Source organism: Mesorhizobium sp. CO1-1-8 (assembly GCF_020164875.1).
In the GTDB taxonomy this organism is placed as follows: domain Bacteria; phylum Pseudomonadota; class Alphaproteobacteria; order Rhizobiales; family Rhizobiaceae; genus Mesorhizobium.
Map to the genome: position 1 here is coordinate 496,675 of NZ_JAIUGZ010000001.1, position 22,300 is coordinate 518,974.

The window sequence follows — 22,300 nt, forward strand, 5'->3', positions numbered from 1 at the left end:
ATAAAAGCTAGTCCATATGCGCGGCTGGCGCGCCGCCGGCAGGCGCCTGCTTCGGCTTGCGCAGCAGGAAAACAAACGGAATGGCAAGCAGCGTCATCACCATGAGTAATTTGAAGTCATTGACGTAGGAGATCATCATCGCCTGGAGATTGACCATGCGATCGACCTGCGAAAGCGCCGTCGGATCGCCGCTCGCGGCGGCTGGAGAGACCGCCCACAGATTCGGATTGAACGGGTTGATGAAGGCCGAAAGCTCGGCGTGGTTGACCTGCGTGTTGCGCACCATCAGAACCGTCACGACCGACACGCCGATGGACGAGCCAAGATTGCGCACCAGGCTGAACAGGGCCGTGGCATCGGTGCGGAAGCGCACGTCAAGCGTGGCGAAGGCGACGGTCGACAGCGGCACGAACACCATTCCCATCCCCAGGCCCTGGATGACGCCGGAGCTGAGGATCAGCCAATTGTCCATCTGCGGCGTGAAGCTGGACATGGTGTAGAGCGATTGCGCCGTGAGCAGAAAGCCGATGACGACAAGAATCCTGGCGTCGATCCTGCTCATGAGCCGCCCCACGACAAGCATCGAAATCATGGTGCCGACACCGCGCGGCCCCAACACGACACCGATGGTGACGGTCGGATAGCCGAAGATGGTCGACAGCATCGGCGGCAGCAGCGACATCGAGGCCAGGATCAGCACGCCCATGACGAAGATGAATGCCAGCCCGGTCACGAAATTGCGGTCGAGGAAGATCTTGGGGTCGATGAAAGGACGTTCCGCCGTCAGTGTGTGGATGATGAACACCCAGAATCCGGTGATCGAAAGAGCAAGCTCGATCCAGATTTCGACCGAAGAAAACCAGTCGACTTCGCCGCCGCGGTCGAGCAGCAACTGCAGCGCGCCGACACCGAGCGATAACATGGCGAAGCCGAAGAAATCGAAGCTGCGCACCCGCCGGGCAACCGCCGGCAGATAGGCGGCCATGCCGAGGAAGGCGATGATGCCGACCGGCAGGTTGATGAAGAACACCCAGCGCCAGTTGAAATTCTCGGTCAGCCAGCCGCCGAGCGTCGGACCCAGGATGGGCCCCAGCATGATGCCGGCACCCCAGATGGCCATTGCCTGGCCGTGGCGTTCCCTGGGGTTGATGTCGAGCAGGAAGGTTTGCGACAGTGGCACGATGGCGGCGCCGAACACGCCTTGCATCAGCCGGAAGAACACTATGCTCTCCAGGCTCCAGGCGATACCGCACAGCATCGAGAACACGGTGAAACCGACAACCGCCCCAAGGAACAGTTCCTTGCGGCCGAAGCGGTCGGCCAGCCAGCCGGTGACGGGCGTCATGATGGCGGCGGCGACGATGTAGGAGGTCAGCACCCAGTTGATGTTGTCGGGTGAGGCGCCGAGATCGCCGGTCATGGTCGGCAGCGCGACATTGGCGATCGTCGTGTCGAGCGCCTGCATGATCGTCGCCAGCATGAGCGCGACCGTGATTAGGCCGCGATGCGGCACTTCTTTGAAGGGTTCGGGCGTGCTCATGGCGTGGAACTTCCAGCAGGTAACAAAAACGTGTACAAGGGGTTTCCGGGCGGCAACGCCTTCCGTTGAGAGACCCTCGTCGCGGTGGGACGCGATTGTCGATGTGGGGGTTACATCGACTGAAAGTCTCTGATGAGCGGATGCCTGCCGCCCGGAAACATGAGGACCGACGGGTCTGCCTCGGAGATTTCAGATTATGGCCAGGCCGCTACGCGGCGCGCCCAAACGCTGATCCTCCAGCTCCTCCCATCAGACCAATCCTGCTATTCACCTCCGCCGCTGGTCCTGCGGCATTCTGTTGACGTTACTGCGCGGCCTCGCCAGCCGTGGCGTGACCGAAGATCGAAGGCAGGCCACGCGCCACGCCGGTGTCGACGGTAACGGTGGCGCTCATGCCGGTGCGCAACGCCATCTTGGCGTCCGCATCGGTCAGTTCGAGACGAACCGGAATGCGCTGTGTGACCTTGACCCAGTTGCCGGTGGCATTCTGGGCCGGCAGCAGCGAGAACTCGGCTCCCGTGCCGGCGCCGATCGCCTTGACCGTCGCCTCGAAGGTACGCCCTGGATAGGTGTCGACCACGATCTCGGCCTTCTGGCCGGGCTTCATGTGGGTGAGCTGCGTTTCCTTGAAATTGGCATCGATCCAGGTGTCGCCGGTCTCGACCAGCGAAAACAGCGGCGTGCCGGAACCGACATACTGACCGACCTTAAACGACGAGGCCTGGCTGACGATGCCGTCCGCCGGCGCCTTGACCGTGGTCTGCGCCAAGTCGTAGGCCGCCTTGTCGCGCGCGGCGAGCGCGGCCATCACGGTCGGGTGCTTGTCGGTCTCGATATCGGGATTGCCGCCAAGGGCCGCCTTGGCGCTGATGATGCCTTGCTCGGCAACGGCGAGTTGCTGCTTGGCCTTGTCGAGATCGTTCTTGGCTTCGTCGAGCGACGATTTGGCGTTGATGCCCTTCTGGGCAAGGTCGGCGGCGCGGTCGAACTGCGACTGGGCGAAGGCGACCTGGCTGGCATCGGATTTTTGCTGAGCCATCGACTGGCCATAGGCGGCGCGCAACTGCTCGACATTGAGACGCGCTCCCGCCACCGCGGCGTCGGCCTGCGCCAGCGCGATCCGGTATGGCTCGGGGTCGATGGCAAACAGCTCGTCACCCTGCTTGACCAGCTGGTTATCGAAGATGTCGACCCTAACGATGCGGCCGGCCGTGTCGGAAGCGATCGACACCTTGGCCTGCTGCAGATTGGCATTCTCGGTCTCCTGATAGCGGCCGCCGGTGACCCAGACATAGCCGCCGCCGACAGCCAATGCCGCAGGCAGAGCGACCATCAGAAGGAAGCGGCCCAGCCGGCGCTTTTTCTTCACGGGCGCCGGGGCCGGCTGCACCGGGGGAGCAACCACCGCCGGGGCCGGCTGCGCCGGCGCTTCCATGTCCAGTTCGGTCACTTTCTCGTCTATCTTGGCTACCGCGTTCATGCTGCTGCGCCCTCTGCATTCTTCACTTTTTCAACGGACGGCGTCTCGTCGTCGGTCAGGTTGCGGACCATCGCCTCGAGCCCTTCGACGAGGACGCGACGGGCTTCCGGCTTCACGCCGACCAGCGATTCCTCATAGACTTCCCCGGCAATGCTCTTGATCACGGCGTAGGCATCGCTTGCCTTGGGCGTCAGGAAGATCATGCGCACGCGACGATCGGCGGCGTCGGAACGACGCTCGATCCAGCCTCCCTCCTCCATGCGGTCGACCAGGCGCGAAACGCTGATCGGCTCGATTTCGAGAAGTTCGGCCAGCCGCGCCTGCGCGACACCGTCTTCCTTGGCAACGCGGACCAGAAGCCGCCATTGCGCCGAAGAAAGTCCCAAGCCACTGGCCCTCGCCTCGAAGCGCTTGCGCATCAGGCGCTGCACGTCGTGGATCAAGAAGCCCAATCTGTCGATGCCATCGGAAACCATGAGCGGGATATATAATAAGCGTGCTTACTATTCAAGATGCCGCGTTGCACAAGAAGCCAGCAAATTTGCATGACGGCTTTGCCGGACCAATCATGGTTAGCGATTTGCGAACGCATGATGACCGCGCGCCCTCTACGCTGGCCGCGTCCGGCATATTGATGTACAGCCGCTGAACAGGATCGGGGGATCAACGCAAATGCCGACGCTTTACGCTCTCAAGCCGGCCTTCCAGGGTCGACTGCGGCCGCTGGTCAATCGGCTGGCGGCAATCGGGGTCACCGCAAACAGCATGACCATCCTGGCGGCCGTGATGTCGATAACCGCCGGCGCGGCCATTGCGATCTGGCACGAATGGCGCTGGCTGCTGTTGCTCATCCCCGCGGTGATGTTCGTGCGCATGGCGTTGAATGCCGTGGACGGCATGCTGGCACACGAACACGGGCAGGCCTCGACGCTCGGCATGTATCTGAACGAGTTGTGCGACGTCGTTTCGGACCTCGCGCTAATTCTCCCTTTTGCCGTCTTTCCGGAATTTGGCGCATGGGGCGTCGTCGCCTTCGCGATATCGGCTGTGCTGACCGAGTTTGCCGGCGTGCTCGGCATCGCCGCCAAGGTCGGACGCAACTATGCCGGGCCGTTCGGCAAGAGCGACAGGGCGCTGGCGCTCGGCGTCGTCGCCGTGCTGTGCGCCGCCGGGCTGTGGCCGGCATCGATAGCGCCATGTGTGTTTCCGGCCATGGCAACGCTTTCGCTGCTGACCGCCATAAACCGGATACGCGCCGGCGTTATTGGCAGCGCCAGCTGAGCATCGAGGCTCGCCATGCCGCCAGTGGGGCCGCCAGAGGGAAAGACCATGATGCACGAACCGACCGCCGCCGCGGCCACGGAAAGCCTTGCGCGGCAAGCGCAGGAGCGGGTCTTCCGCAGCCATGACGGGACGGAAATCTTCTATCGCTTCTGGCCGGCGGCTTCCACCGGTGCCAAGGGCGCGGTGGTGCTCTTCCATCGCGGTCACGAGCATGGCGGCCGCATGGCCCATCTCGTCGATGAATTGCAGATGCCGGACCACGCCTTCTATGCCTGGGATGCGCGTGGCAATGGCCGCTCGTCCGGCGAGCGCGGCTATGCCCCTTCCTTCTCGGCGCTGGTGCGCGACATCGACTGCTTCATGCGCGAGATTGCCGCCAGGGATGGCTTCGCCACGCAGGATATCGCGCTGATCGCACAGTCCTTCGGCGCCGTGCTGGCCGCCGCCTGGGTGCATGACTATGCGCCGAAGTTGCGCGCCATGGTGCTGGCCTCACCGGCCTTCTCGGTAAAACTCTACGTGCCCTTCGCTAGGGAAGGCATCGCACTCTGGCAGAAGCTCAAGGGCCGCTTCTTCGTCAACTCCTACGTCAAGGCGAAATTCCTGACCCATGACCCCGTGCGCATCGCCTCCTTCGAGAGCGATCCGCTGATCACGCGGCCGATCGCCTCCAACATCCTGGTCGAACTCTACCAGCATGCCGCCCGCATCGTCACTGATGCCCGCGCCATCACCGTGCCGACGCAGCTTCTGCTCTCGGGCAGCGACTGGGTGGTGCGCCACGGCCCGCAGCATGCGTTCTTCGTCAATCTCGGCAGCCGCGCCAAGGAACGCCATGTGTTACCGGGTTTCTTCCACGACACGCTGGGCGAGCGCGATCGGGCGCAGGCCCTCGACCTGATCCGGCGGTTCCTGGCGAAGCAGTTTGCAGCACCAGACGTACCTGTCGACCTGAAGCAGGCGGACATTGCCGGCTACACCCGCGACGAGGCCGACAGGCTTGCCTCGCCGCTCGCTCTGTTGTCGCCCAAAGGCCTCTATTGGGCATTCAGCCGCGCCTCCATTCGCATGGGCGCCTGGGTCTCGCGAGGGATGAAGACCGGCATCGCCACCGGCTTCGATTCCGGCTCGACGCTGGATTACGTCTACGAGAATGACGCGCGGGGTCTGACACCTGTTGGCCGCGTCGTCGACCGCGTCTTCCTGGAGGCCATCGGCTGGCGCGGCATCCGCCAGCGCAAGCTGCATCTCGAAGAATTTATCGGCTCCTGCCTGGCGACGCTCAAGGCCGCTGGGCGGCCGGCGCACATTCTCGACATCGCCGCCGGGCACGGCCGCTATGTTCTCGATGCCATCGTGAAGAGCTCCGACCAGCCGGCGAGCGTGCGCCTGCAGGATTATTCCGACCTCAACGTGCAGCTTGGCCGCAAGCTGATCGCTGAGCGGCAATTGCCGGCTGATGTCTCGTTCCAGCGTGCAGACGCCTTCGATGCCGACATGCTCGCTTCGATCGATCCGGCACCAGACCTTGCCATCGTTTCCGGCCTCTACGAGCTGTTCTCGGACAATGCGATGATCGCCCGCTCGCTCGGTGGACTGGCCAGCGCCATGCAGCCGGGCAGCCTGCTGCTTTACACCAACCAGCCCTGGCACCCGCAGCTCGAAATGATCGCCCGCAGCCTGACCTCGCATCGCGGCGGCGAAGCCTGGGTGATGCGCCGGCGCACGCAGGGCGAGATGGACCAGCTCGTCGAAGCCGCCGGTTTCGACAAGCTCGACCAGTGCATAGACCAATGGGGCATCTTCACCGTCTCGGTCGCGCGGCGCCGCTGAACAGCATGGTCTCACCGCCTGCATCGACCCCACGCACTGAGCCTTATGGACGGGTGGTCGTCAGGGCAGCCCTCTGGCTGGCATTCCTGGCGCCGTTCTTCTATCTCAGCTACGGCTTCGCCAACTGGCTGGCGTCGCAGCGCGACGATGTCGGCAGCATCGTGTTCTCCTTCGAACACAGCATTCCGTTCGTCGCCTGGACCATCGTGCCCTATTGGTCGATCAACCTGTTCTACGGCCTGTCGCTGCTGCTCAACAACGACAGGCAAGGGGTCGACCGTCTGGCCGCACGCTATCTCACCGCGCAGATCGTCGCCGTTATCTGCTTCATCCTGTTCCCGCTGACCGCGACATTCGTACGACCGGCAACGACCGGCCTGCCAGGCTTCCTGTTTGCCGTGCTCGGCGGTTTCGACAAGCCGTTCAACCAGGCGCCCTCGCTGCACATCGCCCTTTTGGTGATCATCTGGGATCATTGGCGCCACCGCCTCGGCGGGTTGCTCCTGCCGCTCTGGCATGGCTGGTGCTTCCTCATCGGCGCCTCGGTGCTGACGACCTGGCAGCATCATTTCATCGACATCCCGACCGGCGCGCTGCTCGGGTTCTTTGCGCTGTGGCTGTTTCCGCGCAGCGGCGCGTTGCCGTTTTCAGGCTTCCGGCTGACCAATGATGCGAAAGCGCGGCGGCTGGCGCGGTTCTACGCGCTGGGCGCCGTGCTCGCGTTGGCGGGTGCTGCGCTCGGTGCATTCGTTTGCGCTGTCGCGCTCTTCCTGCTTTGGCCGGCGCTGGCGCTGGCCATCGTCGCCCTCGCCTATGCAGGAGCAGGCGAAAAAGTGTTCCAGAAATCCGCCGATGGCGGCATCACGCTGGCAAGCCGTATCCTGCTCCTGCCTTACCGCCTCGGCGCCCGGGCAAACCTATGGGCGTGGACGCGCAAGCTTGCTCCCCAGGTGGCGATTGCCGACGGCGTCTTTCTCGGATGCTTTCCCACGGCACGCGAGGCCAACAGCTTCGGCACGGTCATCGACCTCGCCGCCGAACTTGAAAAACCGGCGGCAGCCGATTGCCGCTGGATCAGCTTTCCGATGATCGACCTGTTGCCGCCGCCGGCGGCGATACGGCAGCAGGCAGCCGGCGCGCTGGAGAGTGCGCGCCGCGACGGCACCGTGCTGGTGTGCTGCGCGCTCGGCTTCCAGCGCAGCGCCGGCGTCGTCGCCGAATGGCTGGTGGCGACCGGCAGAGCCACGACGCCAACGCTTGCCCGTGAGTTGCTCGCGGCCGCCGGCCGGCCGGTGCATCTTGCGGAGGCCACGGAGCGGGTGGCGTGATGACCGGCAATGCCTATCAGGACCGTACCGACCGCTTCGCCGGCATGCTGATAAGGCAGGCCGCTTGGCCGGCCGCACTCGTGGTGGCCGCGAATATTCTTGCGCCGCTGGCTGCCTCGACGCGCGGCGCTTTCGAAAACTTGCCGGCGGCCATCGCCTTGTCGATCACCGCCGCGAGCGCTGTCGCCGTGCTGGCGCTGTCGGCGCTGTTGGCATTCGACGCGCTGCTGTTCCGGGTGATGGCGAGCCTTGACGACGAAGCTGCCGGCGGTGCCGCGGTGGATGACATGCTGACGCGCATGCGCCTGAAACCGGCCCCGTCCGCGACACGCTCGCTCGATGACCGCATGGCCGGCACAAACCGCCTGCTGTTCAAGCAGCGCGCGGCCCTGGCGCTGTTTGCCGCAGCGCTTCTGGCGGCGGGGTTTTGGGCGCCGCGATGAACAAGCTTTCGCTGAGAACCTTCACCTTGCTGCAGACCGTGACGTCCGTCGGCCTCTCGGCGCTGGCCTGGATGGTGACCGGCGTGCGTCCGATCTGGAGCGGCAGCCTGCCGTCCGACCGGCAGCGCATCTATTTCGCCAATCACACCAGCCATGGCGACTTCATCCTGCTGTCGGCCTGTCTCAGCGAAAGGGAGCGCGCGATCACGCACGCGGTTGCCGCAGGCGAATATTGGGGGAAGTCGCGGCTGCGCCGCTTCATCGCGCAGGACATGCTGTCGTCCGTGCTCATCAACCGGCAATGGACGAAACCTGAGGAAAACCCGATCGAGATCATGCTGTCGGTTCTCGACCAGGGCCACTCGCTGATCCTGTTTCCCGAGGGCACCCGCAACATGACCGAAGAGCCGCTGCTGGCTTTCCGCTCCGGGCTCTACAATCTGTCGACGGCGCGGCCTGAGGTCGAGCTAATCCCGTGCTGGATCGAGAACATGTCGCGCGTGCTGCCCAAGGGCCAGTTCCTGCCGGTGCCGCTGCTGTGCCGCGTCGTCTTCGGCGCGCCGGTCGCGGTTGGCCCGGGCGAGGAACGCCGCGCCTTCCTCGAACGCGCCCACGCCACGCTTCTGGCGCTCAACCCGCGTCCCGAGCGAGACGATTGATGCGCCACGAGATCTCCATCCTGATCATCGGCCTGCTGGCGGTTTTGACCACCGCCAGCATCGTCGCCGCCATCCTTTCGGCGCGGGCGCCAAAACCGCTCAGCTCGACGCTGGTCAATCTGACCCAGCGCATCAACGCCTGGTGGGTGATGGTGGCGCTGATGACGGTCGCCTTCTTCTTCGGCCGCTACGGCATGACCATCCTGTTTGCGCTGATTTCCTTCGCGGCGCTGCGCGAATTCGTGACGCTGACGCATACGCGCCGCAGCGACCATTGGGTGCTGCTTGGCATGTTCGGCATCATCATCCCGTTTCAGTACTGGTTGGTGTGGACCGCCTGGTACGGGCTCTTCGTCATCTTCATTCCGGTCTACTGCTTCCTGTTGATGCCGGCCATCACGGCGCTGCATGGCGACACCGAACGCTTCCTCGAGCGCATCGCCGCGCAGCAATGGGCGGTGATGATCTCGGTCTATTGCGTCAGCCACGTCCCTGCCCTGCTGACACTCGACGTGCCGGGCTTCGAAGGCCGCACCCTGCTGCTGATCGCTTTCCTGATCATCGTCGTGCAAGGCAGCGACGTGCTGCAGTACATCTTCGGCAAGCTCTTTGGAAAACACCGGTTTTCGCCGAACGTCTCGCCGTCCAAAACCTGGGAAGGCCTGATCGGCGGACTGGTGTCGGCGAGCCTGCTTGGCGCGCTGTTGTCGTTCGTGACGCCCTTCTCGCCGCTGCAGGCGGCAGCCGTGGCCTTCGTCGCCTGCTCGATGGGATTCCTCGGCGGGCTGGTCGCCTCGGCCATCAAGCGCGACCAGGGCGTCAAGGACTGGGGCCATCTCATCGAAGGCCATGGCGGCATGATGGACCGCACCGACAGCCTGGTCTTCGCCGCGCCGGTGTTCTTCCACATTGTACGCTATTTCTGGACGGTCTGAGAGCCTGAGCCGGCGACCTGCCTGCCGCAATCACAGCCGGTTGCGGATCAGCATGGTGACGACGAAGAACGCGCCGACCGAACTGGTGATGATGCCGATCGGCAGTTCCTGCGGCGGCAGCAGCGTTCGGGCCAAAAGATCGCTGGCCAGCAACAACACCGCCCCGAACACGGCACAGCTGGCAACCAGGCGCAAATGCAAGGGACCCGCCAGCGGCCGCGACAGATGCGGGATCATCAGCCCCACGAATCCGATGACGCCGGCCACCGAAACCAGGATGGCCGTCGAGAAGGCGGCGACGAGAAAGGTCATCCGGCGCATGCGCGCCACTGGCACGCCCAGGCTTTCGGCAGCGTTTTCGCCGGCCAGGAAAGCATCAAGCCGTCGGTGGTTCCACAGCGCGTATGCCAGAATGGTGCCCGCACCCAGCGCGCCCAACCAGATATTGTCCCAGCGCGCCAGGCCAAGGCCGCCCATCGTCCAGAACAGCACGGAGTGGGCGGCGCGCTGGTCGCCGGCAAAGACCAGATAGTTGGTCAAGGCGGTAAACATGAACGAGACGGCAAGGCCGGCAAGGATCAACCGCTCAGGGCCTTGCCCCCTCACCCGCGCGACCAGCAGCAGGACGACACCGGCAGCCAGGATGCCGCCGGTGAAGGCCGCGACCGGCAGCGTCCAGATGCCGAAACTGTCGCCGAAGACGGTGATGACGGACACGGCACCGGCGGCGGCGCCCGACGACAGGCCGAACAGGAACGGATCGGCGAGATCGTTGCGGGTTACCGTCTGCAGCAACGCGCCGACGACGCCGAGGCCCGCGCCGACGCAGACGGCCAGGATCGTGCGCGGCAGCCGCAGATCGACGACGATCTTGCCGACCGGCCCGGATACGTCGTGCCCACCAAAGCCGATTGCACGGCCAAGTGCTGCAACAACGTCGGTCAACGGGATCAGCGTCGAGCCATAGGCGATCGACAGCAGAGCGAGAGCGGCGATCGCCGCCGCCCCCGCCAGCATGGCCAGCGCAAATGACGGATGGCGCAAGCCTGGAAATGCGTCACATCTGTCAGGATGCGCGCGACGCCCTTCCAGAGTCTTTTGTTCATGCATGTCGTTGCCCCAAAACCGCTGCGCACTTTTGGGCGACAGGCATCAAAACGCTTCCGGATGCATCGCCTTGGCGATCTTGTCGATCGCTTCGATGTTGGCTGGTCCGGGCGTCAGTTCGGCGTAGCGCAATGCGACGAAGCGTCCGTTCTTGACCGCGTCCGTCTCTTTCATCGCCGGATGCGCCTTCAGGAAATCGAGCAGCTTCTTGTAGCCGCCGCCGTCCTGGTAATCGAGCAGGATGAGGAATTGCGGATTGCGCGACGCCACCGTTTCCCAGTCCGTGTTGCCCCAGCTGGTGTCCATGTCGGCCATGATGTTATCGCCGCCGGCGGCAGTGATCATGGCGCTGGGGATGGCGAACTTGCCTGCGGTGAACGGCTTGTCCTCGCCGGAATCGTAGAGGAACACCCGCGTTCCCTTACGGTCGCCGACCTTGGCGGTAATCTCGGCGAGCTGCGTCTTCCAGCCGGAGAGAAGCTTTTCAGCCTCTGCTTCCTTGCCGAAAATCTTGCCCAGCTTTTCGACGTCGCCATAGAGCAGGTCCATCGAGGCGGCGGGGCGGCTCTTGTCGAGATGGACGCAGCTTTCCGTCAGCACCAGCGTCTTGACGCCATGCGGGGCCAGCGTGTCCGGCGTCACCTCGCCGCCGGGCTTCATGCCGTAATACCAGCCGGCGAAGAAGAAATCGGGCTCGACGGCGACGAGGTTTTCGAGCGTCGGGTATTTCGGCGCCAGCTCCGGGATCGAACCCTGCTCGGTCGTGAATTCGGGACCGACCTTGTACCAGCCGGTGATGCCGGTCAGGCCGACGATCGACGGCTGCAGGTTCAGTGCGAAAGCCATCTCGGCCATGTTGAGATCGTGGATGACGGCGCGCTTCGGCGGCGCGTCGAAGGTCAGCGGCTTGCCGCAGCTATCGACGGTCACCGGGAAGGCCAGGGCTGTCGAGGCCAGCAGCGAGAAGGCAAGCGAAAAGGCCAGGCGTGTCACGGGTGTTGCTCCTTGTGGATGGGATCGGGTCGACTGCGGAACGGCTTCAATCAGGATGGCGGCGCGGCACGGTTCGGCACATCGAACACCGTCAGTTCGCGGTCTTCGGTCGGATGGCGCAGACGCAGCACATCGATGCCGAAAATCTCGCGGATCAGCTTTTGGGCCAGCGCTTCGCGCGGTGCGGCGAGCGCTTGCAGACGGGCATGGTTCATCACCGCCACCCTGGTGGCGAAAGGCGCAACCAGCGCCAGATCGTGCAGCACCGCGATCACCGTCGTCTCGAAGCCGGCCACGAGGTCAAGCAGTTCGCCGCGGGCGCGCGGGTCGAGATGGTTGGTCGGCTCGTCGAGGAACAGGATTTTTGGCTGCTGGGCGATGGCACGCGCCAGTTGGGCGCGCTGGCGCTCGCCGCCCGACAGGGAGCCGATGGTGCGGCCAAGCAGCGGCAGCAGGCCGGTCCGGCACAGCGCATCGACGACAATGTCGCGTTCCTCGCTCCTGCGCTTCAACCCGGTGTGCGGGACCCGGCCGAGCTCGACATAGTCGATCACCGCCAGCCGCGGATCGGGCTGGTCGGTCTGGCCGACAACGGCGATATGCAACGCCCGCTCGGCGGCCGAAATCCTGTCCAGCCGGCGCCCGCCGAGCCTCACCTCGCCGGAACTTGGCCGCAGCATGCCCGACAGCATGCGCAGCAGCGTCGTCTTGCCGGCGCCATTGGGACCAATGATGGCGAGGCGGTCGCCTGATGCCACCGACAGGCTGACCGCCTGAACCAGATCCCGCCCATTCGCCATGGCGTAGAGATTATGTGCTTCGAGAAGCGCTGCGGTCATTGGCTGCTGCCCGCCGGATTGCCGGGATGGCAAAGCGTGCATGCGATGATGCGATGGATGGAGCCGTCCAACTTTCCGTCACTTTCCAAAACTGGCGACGGAAGGAAGCTGGCGAAGCGGCCGACAAGACCGGGATCGCGTTTCCTCCCGGCACACCCCGTCCGGTCAACTCCGTGATGGCAGGTCTCCTGGCTCGCGGGTCGTTGCGCCATCCTGCCTTCCCAGCCTTGCCGGCCAGTGGCATTCACGGATTTTGCTCGCCGCTTACAGTTGCGGGGGCAGCCACGGCCTCGACCCCTGGGGATCTCACCGTGTTCCCTTTTCACCCCTCGCCTTTCGACTCGGGGACCATCACGGCCTTAGCCTAGATTTCCACCCATCGCTTCGCAATGGGTTTCTCGGACGAAGTGGCGGACCAGCTATGGGAACAGGCATTTCACAGTCTCGATATGTAATAACATTACTTACGTAGAAGACCCCGCCTGGCGCTGTCAAGCGAAGCCTGCCGAATTTGGCTCGTCGGCGGCAAGGGGCGCTCGAACGCTGGCCAGATCGGTGTGCGACTGTGACGGGATCGGTGCGATTGCGCGGGATGCGCAATTTCGATCAAATTGGCCGCGCCAGGAAACGGCAGGATGATCTGGCCAATGCGAGGAGCAAAATGAACCCGACCGAGAGAGCGCTGTGGTTCGTCGAAAGTCATCTGCCGGAGGCTGTTACACTCGAGGATGTCGCGCAAAGCAGCGGCGTGTCGCGTTTTCATGTGACGCGGGCTTTCGGCGCTGCCACGGGCCGCTCGGTGATGGGCTACATGCGCTCACGCCGGCTGACCGAGGCGGCGCGCAAGCTGGCCGGCGGGGCGCCCGACATCCTCGCCGTCGCGCTCGACGCCGGCTACAACTCGCATGAGGCGTTCACCCGCGCCTTCCGCGATCAGTTCGGCACCACGCCGGAACTGGTGCGCGCGCAAGGCACACTCGACAAGCTCGATCTCGTGGAGCCGATCCTGATGGACCAGTCCTTCCTCACCAATCTCGAACCACCGCGTTTCGAGACCAGCCGGCCGTTCCTGATTGCCGGCCTCGGCGAACGCTACAGCTGCGAAAGCAGCGCTGCCATTCCGATGCAATGGCAGCGCTTCGGCCCCTATATCGGCAACATTCCGGGCGAGACAGGCGACGTCGCCTATGGTGTCTGTGTCAACGGCGACGATGCCGGCAATTTCGACTACATCGCCGGCGTCGAAGTGTCGGACTTTTCCGACCTGCCCAAGGAATTCAGCCGGGCCCGGGTGCCGGCGCAGAAATATGCGATCTTTGCCCACCGCGAACACATCTCGACCATCCGCCGTACGGTCAATACGATCTGGAACAAATGGCTGCCGGCCTCCGGGCATGAGATCGCGGACGCGCCGGAATTCGAGCGCTATGGACCGGAGTTCGATGCCCACAGCGGCAATGGCGGGCTGGAGATCTGGATACCGGTGAAGGCGTAGGCGATCACGCCATCGGCAGCGCCGGCCAGCGCTCGCTGATCCTGCCGCCGGAAAACACGACGATCGACCCGAACTGCTGCAGCACGGCTTCGCTCTGCGTCGGCCTTAGAAACGCGTAGTCGCCGGGCTTTGCGGTCGCGTCGGCGGGCAAGCCCATGAATTGCTGGTTGGAGGACAGGCCGAGCAGGCCGTTCGCCTTCATACCTTCGGGGAACACCGGCTCGGCCATCCACTTGCCGCCATAGAGATAGCAGCCCTTGCGCGGAAACCGGCCGAGCGCCTGCAGCAGGCGGGTGACGGCCGGCGGACCGGGCAGCATCGGCTCGACCATTTTCAGCATCGGCGTGGCGATAAAGGCCGCCGGCTGGAAGCCTTCCAGGCCTGGCGTATCGAAATCGCTGGGCAGCACGAAGGCCGAGCCCATCGACACCTCGTTGGCCGCGCCGCCATGATGAAGCAGCGCGGTCTTGCTGCCGCCGATGTTGAGGATACGGCGCTGGTCGGCGCCGAGACAGGCGACGAACGCCGCAGCCTGCGCCGACGCCTTTGCCAAGGCTCTCGTCGGTCCGCCGAAAAGGCCGGGAATGAGCGGCGCATGCGCCTCGTAGGCCATGACGCCTTCGCAATGCAGCCGTTTGTGGGATGGCAAAGCGCTCACTGCCTTCGACAAGGCTTCGGGATCGGCAAAGCCGCCGCGGTGCAGCCCTACATCGATCTCGAAAGCGATGCGCAGGCCGATGCCGAGTTCGTCAGCGAGGGCGCCATATTCCGCCAGTCTCTCCTCGCTGTCGATCAGCCAGCAGACACGCGACCAGCCGGCGTCAGCTTTCACCAGCGCCGCTCTCGCCGCGCCGATCGGCATCGGCTTGCCGTAGAGCAGATCGGCATCCGGAAACGCCTTCAGCACCGCCTCGCTGATCGGCGGATGGAAGGTCATGACGTGATTGGTGCCGAGCGCCTTGCCTATATGCGCAAGCAGCGGCAGGCAGGCGAGCGATTTGTCGACCAGCCGCACGGCCAGGCCAGGATCCAGTCTGCCTTTTACCAAGGCAATGTTTCCGTCCAGCCGGTCGCGATCGAGCAGCAGGCAGGGCTGGAAGATACCGGCGGTCTTCAGCGCATCCGAGAGGGTGGAAAAATAGGTGCTCATTTCTCGATGCCGAACAGGCTGGCCATGTAGGGCGAGACGAAGCGGTTTTGCGGATCGATGTCGCGACGCACCGCCATGGCCTCGTCCCAGCGCGGGTAGAGCTTTTTCAGCTCCGCCGCTTTCAGGCTGTGCATCTTGCCCCAATGCGGCCGGCCGCCATATCTGCGGAAGATCGGCTCTGCCGCCCGCATGAACGGCAAAGGATCGTTTGCGGCATCATGGTGGATGGCGATGGAGCAGGTCAGCCTGTTGTAGAATGGCGAAAGCCAGAACTGGTCCGGCGCGACCGAGCGCACCTCCATCGGGAAATAGACCTCGGGAAAACGCTTCTCGGTCAGCTCGATGATCTCGGCCAGCGCCTTCGGCCCCTCCTCGAACGGCAGGTGATATTCCATCTCGTTGAACTTGGTCTGCCGGTCGCTGGCATAGACGTTGAGCCAGTCCTGCACGTAGTCCTCGGCCGGCAATTTGGCGATGGCGCCCAGGATCAGCCGGCCGCGCAGCGATGGCAGCCAGGCAAGCCCGGTGCGCAGGCGGCGCAGTGTCCTCAACCCGGCCTCATCCCCTTCCGGCGGTCGCGGGGTCGGTGCTGCGTCGCTGAGATCACTGGCGATGAACTGCGCATAGCCGGAAAACGGGATGTAGTAGAATTCGGCCGACCGATGCGCGGCCATCATCGCCTCGAAATCGCGCAGCATCTCGGTGATCGGCAGCACCCATTTGCGGCGGCGCAACCGGTAGGTCGCGATGTTGTTCAGCGTCACTTCGGTGAGCACGCCGAAAGCGCCGAGCGCGACACCGATGGCATGGATCATGTCCTGATCCCCTGCCCGCTTGAAGTCGCGGACCTTGCCAAGCCCGTCGACGATCTGCACCGTCTCCAGCTGCGTGTGATAGGCGCCGAGCGTCGGTCCCGAGCCGTGCGTGGCTGTGCCCAGCGCGCCGCCGATCGCCTGGCGGTCGATATCGCCCATGTTGGGAAGGCCTTGGCCAATGTCTTGCAGGATGCGCATCAGTGCGCCGAGCCGGGTCCCTGCCCGCACCCGCGCCTGATGTTTTTGCGCGTCGTGCCAGACCAGCCCTTCCAGTCTCTCCAGGGACAGGATCGTGCCCTGCGATTTCACCAGCGGCGTGAAGGAATGACCGGCACCGGCGACGCGCACCGGGCCAGGCGCGGTCCGGACGAGATCACCGAGTTCACCGGCATCGCCGGGGCTGGCGATCAGCCTGGGCTCGGCACTTACAAAGCCCGACCAGTTGCTCCAAATGTTTGACATGCCACATCCCCGCTCAGGCAACCACACGACGGCGACGTGACACGAGGACGAAGAGACCGAGCAGCGCCACGCTTGCCACCGCGCTGGCGGCGGCGAATTCCGGCACCGGCCGGAAATCCTTGCCATCGATGAGCAGCGACGCCGCGATCGGTCCGATCGCCAGGCCGAAAAGTTGGGCTGCCGGCACCAGCAGCACGGCGGTGCGCGTCTCGTCGGCGGTGATCGCCAGACGGATCTGGTAGGGCACGATGAACAGCAGGATAAAGCCCATGGCCAGGGCAGCGATCCAGAACGTCGTCAGGCCAGGGCTACTGGCAAGAACCAAGGAACTGACAAGCGCGACGACGCCGATCGCCGCGATGGCAAGGCGATAATCGATGCGCGCCTCGAACGCGGTCGCGGTCATTGCCCCCAGGACCTGCACCGCGAGGCTGGCCGAGACGATCAGGCCAACGGTGCGGCCATCGATGCCGTATTGCGCGCCTAGCGGCTCCAGAAAAGCCCAGACCGCGCCGAAGAACATGAAGTAGCAGAAGACCGACAACAGCGCGGTCATCGAGGGAACAGTCAGCACATTGGCCAAATTCTCTTCCTTGGGCAGGTCGGCATAGTCACCGGGTACTGTGAAAGCGACTGCCAGCGACACGACGCAGACGAGGGCAAGAATGATGAAGCCACCCGCCGACCCGGCGGCCGGGATGACATAGAGCGCCAGCAACAGGGCGAGCGCGCATTGCGCCAGCGTCTGCATGGTGACGAAATAGCCGCCGATGCGCTCGGCGCGCCGCGAGCGGGCGATCAGTTCGGTGGCGATGGCGACCAGACCGCCCTCGGCGAGCCCGGCAAGGGCGCGGGCCCCAATCAGCATGTTGGTGCTCGCGGCATAGGCCGTCCACACATTGGCCAGCGCCAGCAGGAGCAGAAGGACGGCACTTTTCCAGCGCATATTGTGGGCCGAAAGCAGCATCGCCACGACGGCCGAACCGATGGCAATTGCGATCATCTCGGCGGTGGCGACCAGCGCCAGTTCGTCGCCGCTGACATGGCCCTCCGTGTAGAGGGCGCCAAGCAGCACCGGCTGCAGGCCGAGGATGAGCAAGCCGACCGAGCCGATCCACAGGGCCGAGGCGAGCTGCCAGCCGGTCGGATTGCCGACCAGCCAATCGCCACTGCCTGCATGGCCGGTATCTGTCGAAGCCAAAGGCGCCTCCCAACGTCCTTGCCGCGCGGCAAAAAAGCTGACAATCTGTCAGTATTTCAGAAACTGATACTTGATCATATTTCTTGTCAACCGGAATCTAAAAGCCGTGCGAAAGATCGGTGCATGACGGAATTGAAGAGAATGGCGACCGAGCCGAGGCGCAGGCCCAAGCAGGAACGCAGCCGCGAGCGCATCGACGCGATCCTGTCGACGACCATGCGGCTGATCGGAGAAAAGGGTATCGACGCCGTCACCATGAAGGAGGTCGGCATGCTGGCGGGCGGGCCGATCGCCACCGTCTACCATTATTTTCCCAACAAGTCGGCGATCCTGGCGATGCTCTATGATCGGTTTTCAGAGGTCAGCCGGGCACGGCTGACGACGATCATCGCCGAAATCCACGAGGCGAAAGATGTCATCGTGGCCGCTGACCGGCTGCTTGACGATTATCTCGGCCGTGTCGCCGGCGATCCGGCCATCCAGGATCTGCAGAACGCCATCCAGGCCGACAAGGCGCTCAAGAACCTCGACATCGCGGAAACCCGGCATCAAGCAAAGATGTTCTGCGACCACGTCATCGCCCTGATCGAACCCGAGAAGCGCGAGCAGTTCGAACGCATGGTTGTCCTGATCTTCCAGCTCGCCGGCGGCGTGGTGCGCCTGGCGCTCGCCGAGGGCGAAGCGGAAAGCCGCCGGACGATCGAGGATTACCGGTCGATCATTCACACGCAGCTGCGGCTGTTTCTCTAGAACGTCCGATGACGATCTCAGCCGCGCCTATTTCGCCCGATGGATCAGGCCTTCGAAGCCGTGTGTCAGATCGGAGGCGCCGGCCGCGAACATCTTGACGAGATTTTGCGGACGACCGGGAGTCTTGTTTGCATCGAGGAGGACGGCCCTGCCCTCGTGCATGACAAAATCGAATTTTCCATAGTCGAAGCCGAGTTCACGCCGACGCTCACGCAATTCGTCGGGCACCGGGACGGGCTCGCGCCGGAGCGTTTCCGATGCCTTGACCAGGCCGTTCGGGGAGATATAGCGGGTGCAGCGCTCGCGCTCTCCGCAAAACACCCAGAAACGAACAGCAAAACCGTCGGGTTCTCTCTCCGGAATGAACTTTTCCACGACGAGATCGTCGCAATCAAAGACGCCATCTGGAACGTCGCCGAGAGATCCATGGATCTCATAGGGATGCAAGATTGGCAAATGCGGAAACGGCGGCTGTTTGCGCGCGCGCTCGGATCGCCGGTTGAGGAGTGTCTCCGGAATACCCCGATTGTTGAGATTGCTTTTGACGATCACCTGACCTTGCCAGCTGTCCGTTTTGTCGATCAATGCACCGCTGATCCGCCGCTTGGATATGTCGGCGGCGCCGCTGTTGAGGCAGAATGCAAAACTCCGGGCGTAGTCGACATAGTCCGTGGGCGTCACCGTGGCATCGACATGCAATACCGCCATATCCGCGCTGACCGGCTTCGACAGGCCTTGCTGAACCCGAACCGAATGGCCGCGCCTTTTCAATTCCGCAAGAATGTCGAACAGCATGTATGGGCTGCTCCTGCGCAGCAGAATGTCGCGCCTGCCCAGGAACCTGTCATGCTCATGCGTTATCACAGCGATGCGCGCCACTATCTACCCCCTGGACTGTCTGTAGTTGTCTTGAAATGTCTTGGCTTGTCCAACGACCTCTATTAAGCCCCGGTGGTATCTAAAATCCAGGCGTCCAGGGGCGAATAGCATTGCATGACAAATCATTGGGACGATTACCACCGCCATTGGAAACTTCTGGAAGCGCCACTCCGGCCAACAGCGGAAACCGTCGCTATATTCGATCGCGAACTTGATCTCGGAAATGCCGATGTCCTTCTCTTGGGGGTTACCCCGGAATTGGCAATTCTGGGCAGGTCTATGTTGGCGGTCGACCAGTCGGCGGCCATGATTTCCGGCGTATGGGCCGGCGACGACGGCTCGCGAAGGGCAATCGCCGGCAACTGGCTTAACCTGCCGGTGGATCACGCAAGCATCGACGCCGTCATCGGCGACGGATGCCTGTCGGCGGTCGATTCCCAGGCCGCGCGCAGTTCGTTGTTTAGCGAGATCGCCAGGGTGCTGAAGCCTGGCAGGCGCGCAGCGATCCGCGTCTTCGCACGACCGGAAACGGCGGATAATCTGCGCGGCATCGAAGCTCTGGTTCTGGCCGGCGGGATCGAGAATTTCCACGCGCTCAAATGGCGGATAGCGATGGCGTCCACGACCGACGACCGCGATTTCGCCATCAAGGTGGCAACGATCCGCGATACGTTCGGCAGCCTGTTCCCAGACCGCGAAGCTCTTGCCGCGCAAACAGGATGGAGCATGACGTCGATCAACACGATCGACGTCTATGCAGGTTCGGACATAAGCTACAGCTTCGCGACGCTGGCCACGCTGATCGAAGAGGCCGCCAACTGGTTCGGCGAGGTGCGCGTCGTGCCGAGCGGCAGCTATCCGCTGGCGGAACGGTGCCCGTTGCTGGTGCTCGGTTCGGCCAGGCACCGGTAAGTTCATCATCATCACGCCAAGAGGTGCTCCGAGTGCCTTGACTCCGGCGAGCCGCCAGCCTATTTCAGCGCCACGTTAGCACTCGCCTTTGGTGAGTGCTAACCACATGTCCGGCGCCGCCGGATGGAGGAACTGTTTCTCACCGTTCTCATCGAGGAAGAAAAAATGGCAAAGTCGAAGTTCCGCCCGCTTCATGACCGCGTGGTCGTTCGCCGGGTCGAATCCGAATCCAAGACCGCTGGCGGGATCATCATCCCCGACACGGCAAAGGAAAAGCCGCAGGAAGGCGAGATCATCGCCGTCGGCTCCGGCGCTCGTGACGAAGCTGGCAAGCTGGTCCCGCTGGACGTCAAGGCCGGCGACCGCATCCTGTTCGGCAAGTGGTCGGGCACCGAAGTCAAGCTCAATGGCGAAGACCTTCTGATCATGAAGGAATCCGACATCATGGGCATCATCGGCTGATATCAGGCCTTTCCGTCAACTGAATTCCCGGGCTCGATCAAAGCCCCTGCCAGGAGCTAAAAATGGCTGCCAAAGACGTAAAATTCTCCCGTGATGCCCGCGAGCGCATGCTGCGCGGCGTCAACATCCTCGCCGACGCGGTGAAGGTCACGCTCGGCCCCAAGGGCCGCAACGTCGTCATCGACAAGTCGTTCGGCGCCCCGCGCATCACCAAGGACGGCGTCACCGTCGCCAAGGAAATCGAGCTTGAGGACAAGTTCGAGAACATGGGCGCGCAGATGGTCCGCGAAGTTGCTTCGAAGACCAACGACATCGCCGGCGACGGCACCACGACCGCGACCGTTCTGGCACAGTCGATCGTCCAGGAAGGCCACAAGGCCGTTGCCGCCGGCATGAACCCGATGGACCTGAAGCGCGGCATCGATCTGGCCGTGACCGAAGTCGTCGCAGCACTTGGCAAGGCTGCCAAGAAGATCAAGACCTCCGAGGAAGTTGCCCAGGTCGGCACGATCTCGGCCAATGGCGACGAGTCGGTCGGCAAGATGATCGCGGAAGCGATGCAGAAGGTCGGCAACGAAGGCGTCATCACGGTTGAAGAAGCCAAGACCGCCGAGACCGAACTCGAAGTCGTCGAAGGCATGCAGTTCGACCGCGGCTATCTCTCGCCCTACTTCGTCACCAACGCCGACAAGATGGTTGCCGAGCTCGAGGACGTCTACATCCTCCTGCACGAGAAGAAGCTGTCCAACCTCCAGGCCATGCTGCCGGTCCTCGAAGCGGTCGTGCAGACCTCGAAGCCGCTGCTGATCATCTCGGAAGACGTCGAAGGCGAGGCTCTGGCCACGCTGGTCGTCAACAAGCTGCGTGGCGGCCTGAAGATCGCCGCCGTCAAGGCGCCGGGCTTCGGTGATCGCCGCAAGGCCATGCTGGAAGACATCGCCATCCTCACCGGTGGCCAGGTCATCTCCGAAGACCTCGGCATCAAGCTCGAGAACGTCGGCCTCAACATGCTCGGCCGCGCCAAGAAGGTGTCGATCTCCAAGGAGAACACCACCATCGTCGACGGCGCCGGCAAGAAGGCCGAGATCCAGGGCCGCGTCGCCCAGATCAAGCAGCAGATCGAAGAGACCACTTCGGACTACGACAAGGAGAAGCTGCAGGAACGTCTGGCGAAGCTCGCCGGCGGCGTTGCGGTGATCCGCGTCGGCGGTGCGACGGAAGTCGAAGTCAAGGAAAAGAAGGACCGCGTCGATGACGCCCTCAACGCGACCCGCGCGGCCGTCGAAGAAGGCATCGTTGCTGGTGGTGGCGTAGCCCTGCTGCGCGCTTCGGCCAACATCAAGGCCACCGGCATCAACGCCGACCAGGCCGCCGGCATCAACATCGTTCGTCGTGCGCTGCAGGCTCCGGCCCGCCAGATCGCGGCCAACGCCGGTGCGGAAGCATCGATCGTTGCCGGCAAGATCCTTGAGAACAAGGGCTTGACCTTCGGCTACAACGCCCAGACCGGCGAATATGGCGACATGATCGCCATGGGTATCGTCGATCCGGTCAAGGTTGTCCGTACGGCTCTCCAGGACGCGGCCTCGGTCGCCGGCCTGCTGGTCACCACCGAAGCCATGATCGCGGAGGCTCCGAAGAAGGAGTCGGCTGGCGGCGGCGGCATGCCTGGCGGCATGGGCGGCGGCATGGGCGGTATGGGCGGTATGGATTTCTAATCCAGCCCTATCAGC

General features: G+C 63.7%; 21 protein-coding genes and 1 riboswitch. Of the genes, 11 read left to right on the forward strand and 10 right to left on the reverse strand.

Annotated features, from left to right (window positions below; all coding sequences use genetic code 11):
* Positions 1-7: 7 nt before the first annotated feature.
* The 3 genes from LB558_RS02490 to LB558_RS02500 all read right to left on the reverse strand — a co-directional run bounded on the left by LB558_RS02490 (position 8) and on the right by LB558_RS02500 (position 3,496).
* Complete coding sequence (locus LB558_RS02490) at positions 8-1,540, reverse strand: DHA2 family efflux MFS transporter permease subunit (protein WP_224696050.1); 1,533 nt, start codon at positions 1,538-1,540, stop codon at positions 8-10.
* A 304-nt stretch (positions 1,541-1,844) separates the two neighbouring features.
* Positions 1,845-3,020: an HlyD family secretion protein gene (locus LB558_RS02495; protein WP_224696051.1), complete on the reverse strand. Its 1,176-nt coding sequence runs from the start codon at positions 3,018-3,020 to the stop codon at positions 1,845-1,847.
* Positions 3,017-3,496, reverse strand: coding sequence for a MarR family winged helix-turn-helix transcriptional regulator (locus LB558_RS02500; protein ID WP_224696052.1), 480 nt, complete (start codon positions 3,494-3,496; stop codon positions 3,017-3,019). Before LB558_RS02500 ends, LB558_RS02495 begins: the two co-directional genes overlap by 4 nt.
* Positions 3,497-3,692: 196 nt before the next feature.
* Between LB558_RS02500 and LB558_RS02505 the strand changes: the two genes are divergently transcribed.
* From LB558_RS02505 to LB558_RS02530, 6 genes are read left to right on the forward strand one after another with little or no spacing between them, the layout of a single operon-like run.
* Entirely contained in the window at positions 3,693-4,301 is a 609-nt protein-coding gene (locus LB558_RS02505; RefSeq protein WP_224696053.1) for a CDP-alcohol phosphatidyltransferase family protein, read from the forward strand.
* Between the two features lie 51 nt (positions 4,302-4,352).
* Positions 4,353-6,137: a bifunctional alpha/beta hydrolase/class I SAM-dependent methyltransferase gene (locus tag LB558_RS02510; RefSeq protein ID WP_412033430.1), complete on the forward strand. Its 1,785-nt coding sequence runs from the start codon at positions 4,353-4,355 to the stop codon at positions 6,135-6,137.
* Between the two features lie 5 nt (positions 6,138-6,142).
* Positions 6,143-7,465, forward strand: coding sequence for a phosphatase PAP2/dual specificity phosphatase family protein (locus LB558_RS02515; RefSeq protein ID WP_224696055.1), 1,323 nt, complete (start codon positions 6,143-6,145; stop codon positions 7,463-7,465).
* Positions 7,465-7,908: a hypothetical protein gene (locus LB558_RS02520; RefSeq protein WP_224696224.1), complete on the forward strand. Its 444-nt coding sequence runs from the start codon at positions 7,465-7,467 to the stop codon at positions 7,906-7,908. Before LB558_RS02515 ends, LB558_RS02520 begins: the two co-directional genes overlap by 1 nt.
* Positions 7,905-8,567 carry a lysophospholipid acyltransferase family protein gene (locus LB558_RS02525; protein WP_224696056.1) on the forward strand — a complete coding sequence of 221 codons (663 nt, stop codon included), beginning with the start codon at positions 7,905-7,907 and terminating at the stop codon, positions 8,565-8,567. Before LB558_RS02520 ends, LB558_RS02525 begins: the two co-directional genes overlap by 4 nt.
* On the forward strand, positions 8,567-9,502 hold the full coding sequence (locus LB558_RS02530; RefSeq protein WP_224696057.1) for a phosphatidate cytidylyltransferase: 936 nt from the start codon (positions 8,567-8,569) through the stop codon (positions 9,500-9,502). The genes LB558_RS02525 and LB558_RS02530 overlap by 1 nt, the downstream gene beginning before the upstream one ends.
* 30 nt (positions 9,503-9,532) lie before the next feature.
* Here the strand turns inward: LB558_RS02530 and LB558_RS02535 are convergent, their stop codons facing one another.
* The 3 genes from LB558_RS02535 to LB558_RS02545 form a co-directional block, all read right to left on the reverse strand.
* Positions 9,533-10,519, reverse strand: a complete 987-nt coding sequence (locus LB558_RS02535) for a FecCD family ABC transporter permease (protein WP_224696225.1) — start codon at positions 10,517-10,519, stop codon at positions 9,533-9,535.
* A 135-nt stretch (positions 10,520-10,654) separates the two neighbouring features.
* Entirely contained in the window at positions 10,655-11,602 is a 948-nt protein-coding gene (locus LB558_RS02540; protein ID WP_224696058.1) for an ABC transporter substrate-binding protein, read from the reverse strand.
* A gap of 50 nt (positions 11,603-11,652) precedes the next feature.
* Positions 11,653-12,441: an ABC transporter ATP-binding protein gene (locus LB558_RS02545; RefSeq protein ID WP_224696059.1), complete on the reverse strand. Its 789-nt coding sequence runs from the start codon at positions 12,439-12,441 to the stop codon at positions 11,653-11,655.
* Positions 12,442-12,601: 160 nt separating this feature from the next.
* Positions 12,602-12,809: riboswitch (cobalamin riboswitch) on the reverse strand.
* A 293-nt stretch (positions 12,810-13,102) separates the two neighbouring features.
* Here LB558_RS02545 and LB558_RS02550 point away from each other — a divergent pair.
* A complete protein-coding gene (locus LB558_RS02550; RefSeq protein ID WP_224696060.1) occupies positions 13,103-13,936 on the forward strand; it encodes an AraC family transcriptional regulator in 834 nt (277 codons plus the stop codon).
* A gap of 4 nt (positions 13,937-13,940) precedes the next feature.
* Here LB558_RS02550 and LB558_RS02555 read toward each other — a convergent pair whose 3' ends face one another.
* Genes LB558_RS02555 through LB558_RS02565 form a run of 3 tightly spaced genes read right to left on the reverse strand, consistent with a single transcriptional unit; the run spans position 13,941 to position 17,564 of the window.
* Entirely contained in the window at positions 13,941-15,086 is a 1,146-nt protein-coding gene (locus LB558_RS02555; protein WP_224696061.1) for an alanine racemase, read from the reverse strand.
* Positions 15,083-16,363 carry a D-arabinono-1,4-lactone oxidase gene (locus LB558_RS02560; RefSeq protein WP_224696062.1) on the reverse strand — a complete coding sequence of 427 codons (1,281 nt, stop codon included), beginning with the start codon at positions 16,361-16,363 and terminating at the stop codon, positions 15,083-15,085. Before LB558_RS02560 ends, LB558_RS02555 begins: the two co-directional genes overlap by 4 nt.
* 13 nt (positions 16,364-16,376) lie before the next feature.
* Positions 16,377-17,564 carry an MFS transporter gene (locus LB558_RS02565; protein WP_224696063.1) on the reverse strand — a complete coding sequence of 396 codons (1,188 nt, stop codon included), beginning with the start codon at positions 17,562-17,564 and terminating at the stop codon, positions 16,377-16,379.
* A gap of 123 nt (positions 17,565-17,687) precedes the next feature.
* On the opposite strand from LB558_RS02565, the gene LB558_RS02570 reads away from it, so the two are divergent.
* Positions 17,688-18,314 carry a TetR/AcrR family transcriptional regulator gene (locus tag LB558_RS02570; protein WP_224696064.1) on the forward strand — a complete coding sequence of 209 codons (627 nt, stop codon included), beginning with the start codon at positions 17,688-17,690 and terminating at the stop codon, positions 18,312-18,314.
* Between the two features lie 27 nt (positions 18,315-18,341).
* Here LB558_RS02570 and LB558_RS02575 read toward each other — a convergent pair whose 3' ends face one another.
* Positions 18,342-19,109, reverse strand: coding sequence for a hypothetical protein (locus tag LB558_RS02575; RefSeq protein ID WP_224696065.1), 768 nt, complete (start codon positions 19,107-19,109; stop codon positions 18,342-18,344).
* A gap of 198 nt (positions 19,110-19,307) precedes the next feature.
* On the opposite strand from LB558_RS02575, the gene LB558_RS02580 reads away from it, so the two are divergent.
* From LB558_RS02580 to groL, 3 genes are all read left to right on the forward strand, one after another.
* Positions 19,308-20,105 (forward strand): class I SAM-dependent methyltransferase, encoded by a 798-nt coding sequence (locus LB558_RS02580; RefSeq protein WP_224696066.1) that lies wholly within the window; start codon positions 19,308-19,310, stop codon positions 20,103-20,105.
* A 165-nt stretch (positions 20,106-20,270) separates the two neighbouring features.
* Positions 20,271-20,567: a co-chaperone GroES gene (gene groES, locus LB558_RS02585; RefSeq protein WP_006203049.1), complete on the forward strand. Its 297-nt coding sequence runs from the start codon at positions 20,271-20,273 to the stop codon at positions 20,565-20,567.
* A gap of 62 nt (positions 20,568-20,629) precedes the next feature.
* Complete coding sequence (groL, locus tag LB558_RS02590; protein ID WP_224696067.1) at positions 20,630-22,285, forward strand: chaperonin GroEL; 1,656 nt, start codon at positions 20,630-20,632, stop codon at positions 22,283-22,285.
* Positions 22,286-22,300: the final 15 nt, after the last annotated feature.

Bases quoted from the DNA above. Each gene is read 5' to 3' on its own strand.
- LB558_RS02490 (WP_224696050.1), bottom strand. From the start codon at position 1,540: ATGAGCACGCCCGAACCCTTCAAAGAAGTGCCGCATCGCGGCCTAATC.
- LB558_RS02495 (WP_224696051.1), bottom strand. From the start codon at position 3,020: ATGAACGCGGTAGCCAAGATAGACGAGAAAGTGACCGAACTGGACATG.
- LB558_RS02500 (WP_224696052.1), bottom strand. From the start codon at position 3,496: ATGGTTTCCGATGGCATCGACAGATTGGGCTTCTTGATCCACGACGTG.
- LB558_RS02505 (WP_224696053.1), top strand. From the start codon at position 3,693: ATGCCGACGCTTTACGCTCTCAAGCCGGCCTTCCAGGGTCGACTGCGG.
- LB558_RS02510 (WP_412033430.1), top strand. From the start codon at position 4,353: ATGCACGAACCGACCGCCGCCGCGGCCACGGAAAGCCTTGCGCGGCAA.
- LB558_RS02515 (WP_224696055.1), top strand. From the start codon at position 6,143: ATGGTCTCACCGCCTGCATCGACCCCACGCACTGAGCCTTATGGACGG.
- LB558_RS02520 (WP_224696224.1), top strand. From the start codon at position 7,465: ATGACCGGCAATGCCTATCAGGACCGTACCGACCGCTTCGCCGGCATG.
- LB558_RS02525 (WP_224696056.1), top strand. From the start codon at position 7,905: ATGAACAAGCTTTCGCTGAGAACCTTCACCTTGCTGCAGACCGTGACG.
- LB558_RS02530 (WP_224696057.1), top strand. From the start codon at position 8,567: ATGCGCCACGAGATCTCCATCCTGATCATCGGCCTGCTGGCGGTTTTG.
- LB558_RS02535 (WP_224696225.1), bottom strand. From the start codon at position 10,519: ATGCTGGCGGGGGCGGCGGCGATCGCCGCTCTCGCTCTGCTGTCGATC.
- LB558_RS02545 (WP_224696059.1), bottom strand. From the start codon at position 12,441: ATGACCGCAGCGCTTCTCGAAGCACATAATCTCTACGCCATGGCGAAT.
- LB558_RS02550 (WP_224696060.1), top strand. From the start codon at position 13,103: ATGAACCCGACCGAGAGAGCGCTGTGGTTCGTCGAAAGTCATCTGCCG.
- LB558_RS02555 (WP_224696061.1), bottom strand. From the start codon at position 15,086: ATGAGCACCTATTTTTCCACCCTCTCGGATGCGCTGAAGACCGCCGGT.
- LB558_RS02560 (WP_224696062.1), bottom strand. From the start codon at position 16,363: ATGTCAAACATTTGGAGCAACTGGTCGGGCTTTGTAAGTGCCGAGCCC.
- LB558_RS02570 (WP_224696064.1), top strand. From the start codon at position 17,688: ATGACGGAATTGAAGAGAATGGCGACCGAGCCGAGGCGCAGGCCCAAG.
- LB558_RS02575 (WP_224696065.1), bottom strand. From the start codon at position 19,109: ATGCTGTTCGACATTCTTGCGGAATTGAAAAGGCGCGGCCATTCGGTT.
- LB558_RS02580 (WP_224696066.1), top strand. From the start codon at position 19,308: ATGACAAATCATTGGGACGATTACCACCGCCATTGGAAACTTCTGGAA.
- groES (WP_006203049.1), top strand. From the start codon at position 20,271: ATGGCAAAGTCGAAGTTCCGCCCGCTTCATGACCGCGTGGTCGTTCGC.
- groL (WP_224696067.1), top strand. From the start codon at position 20,630: ATGGCTGCCAAAGACGTAAAATTCTCCCGTGATGCCCGCGAGCGCATG.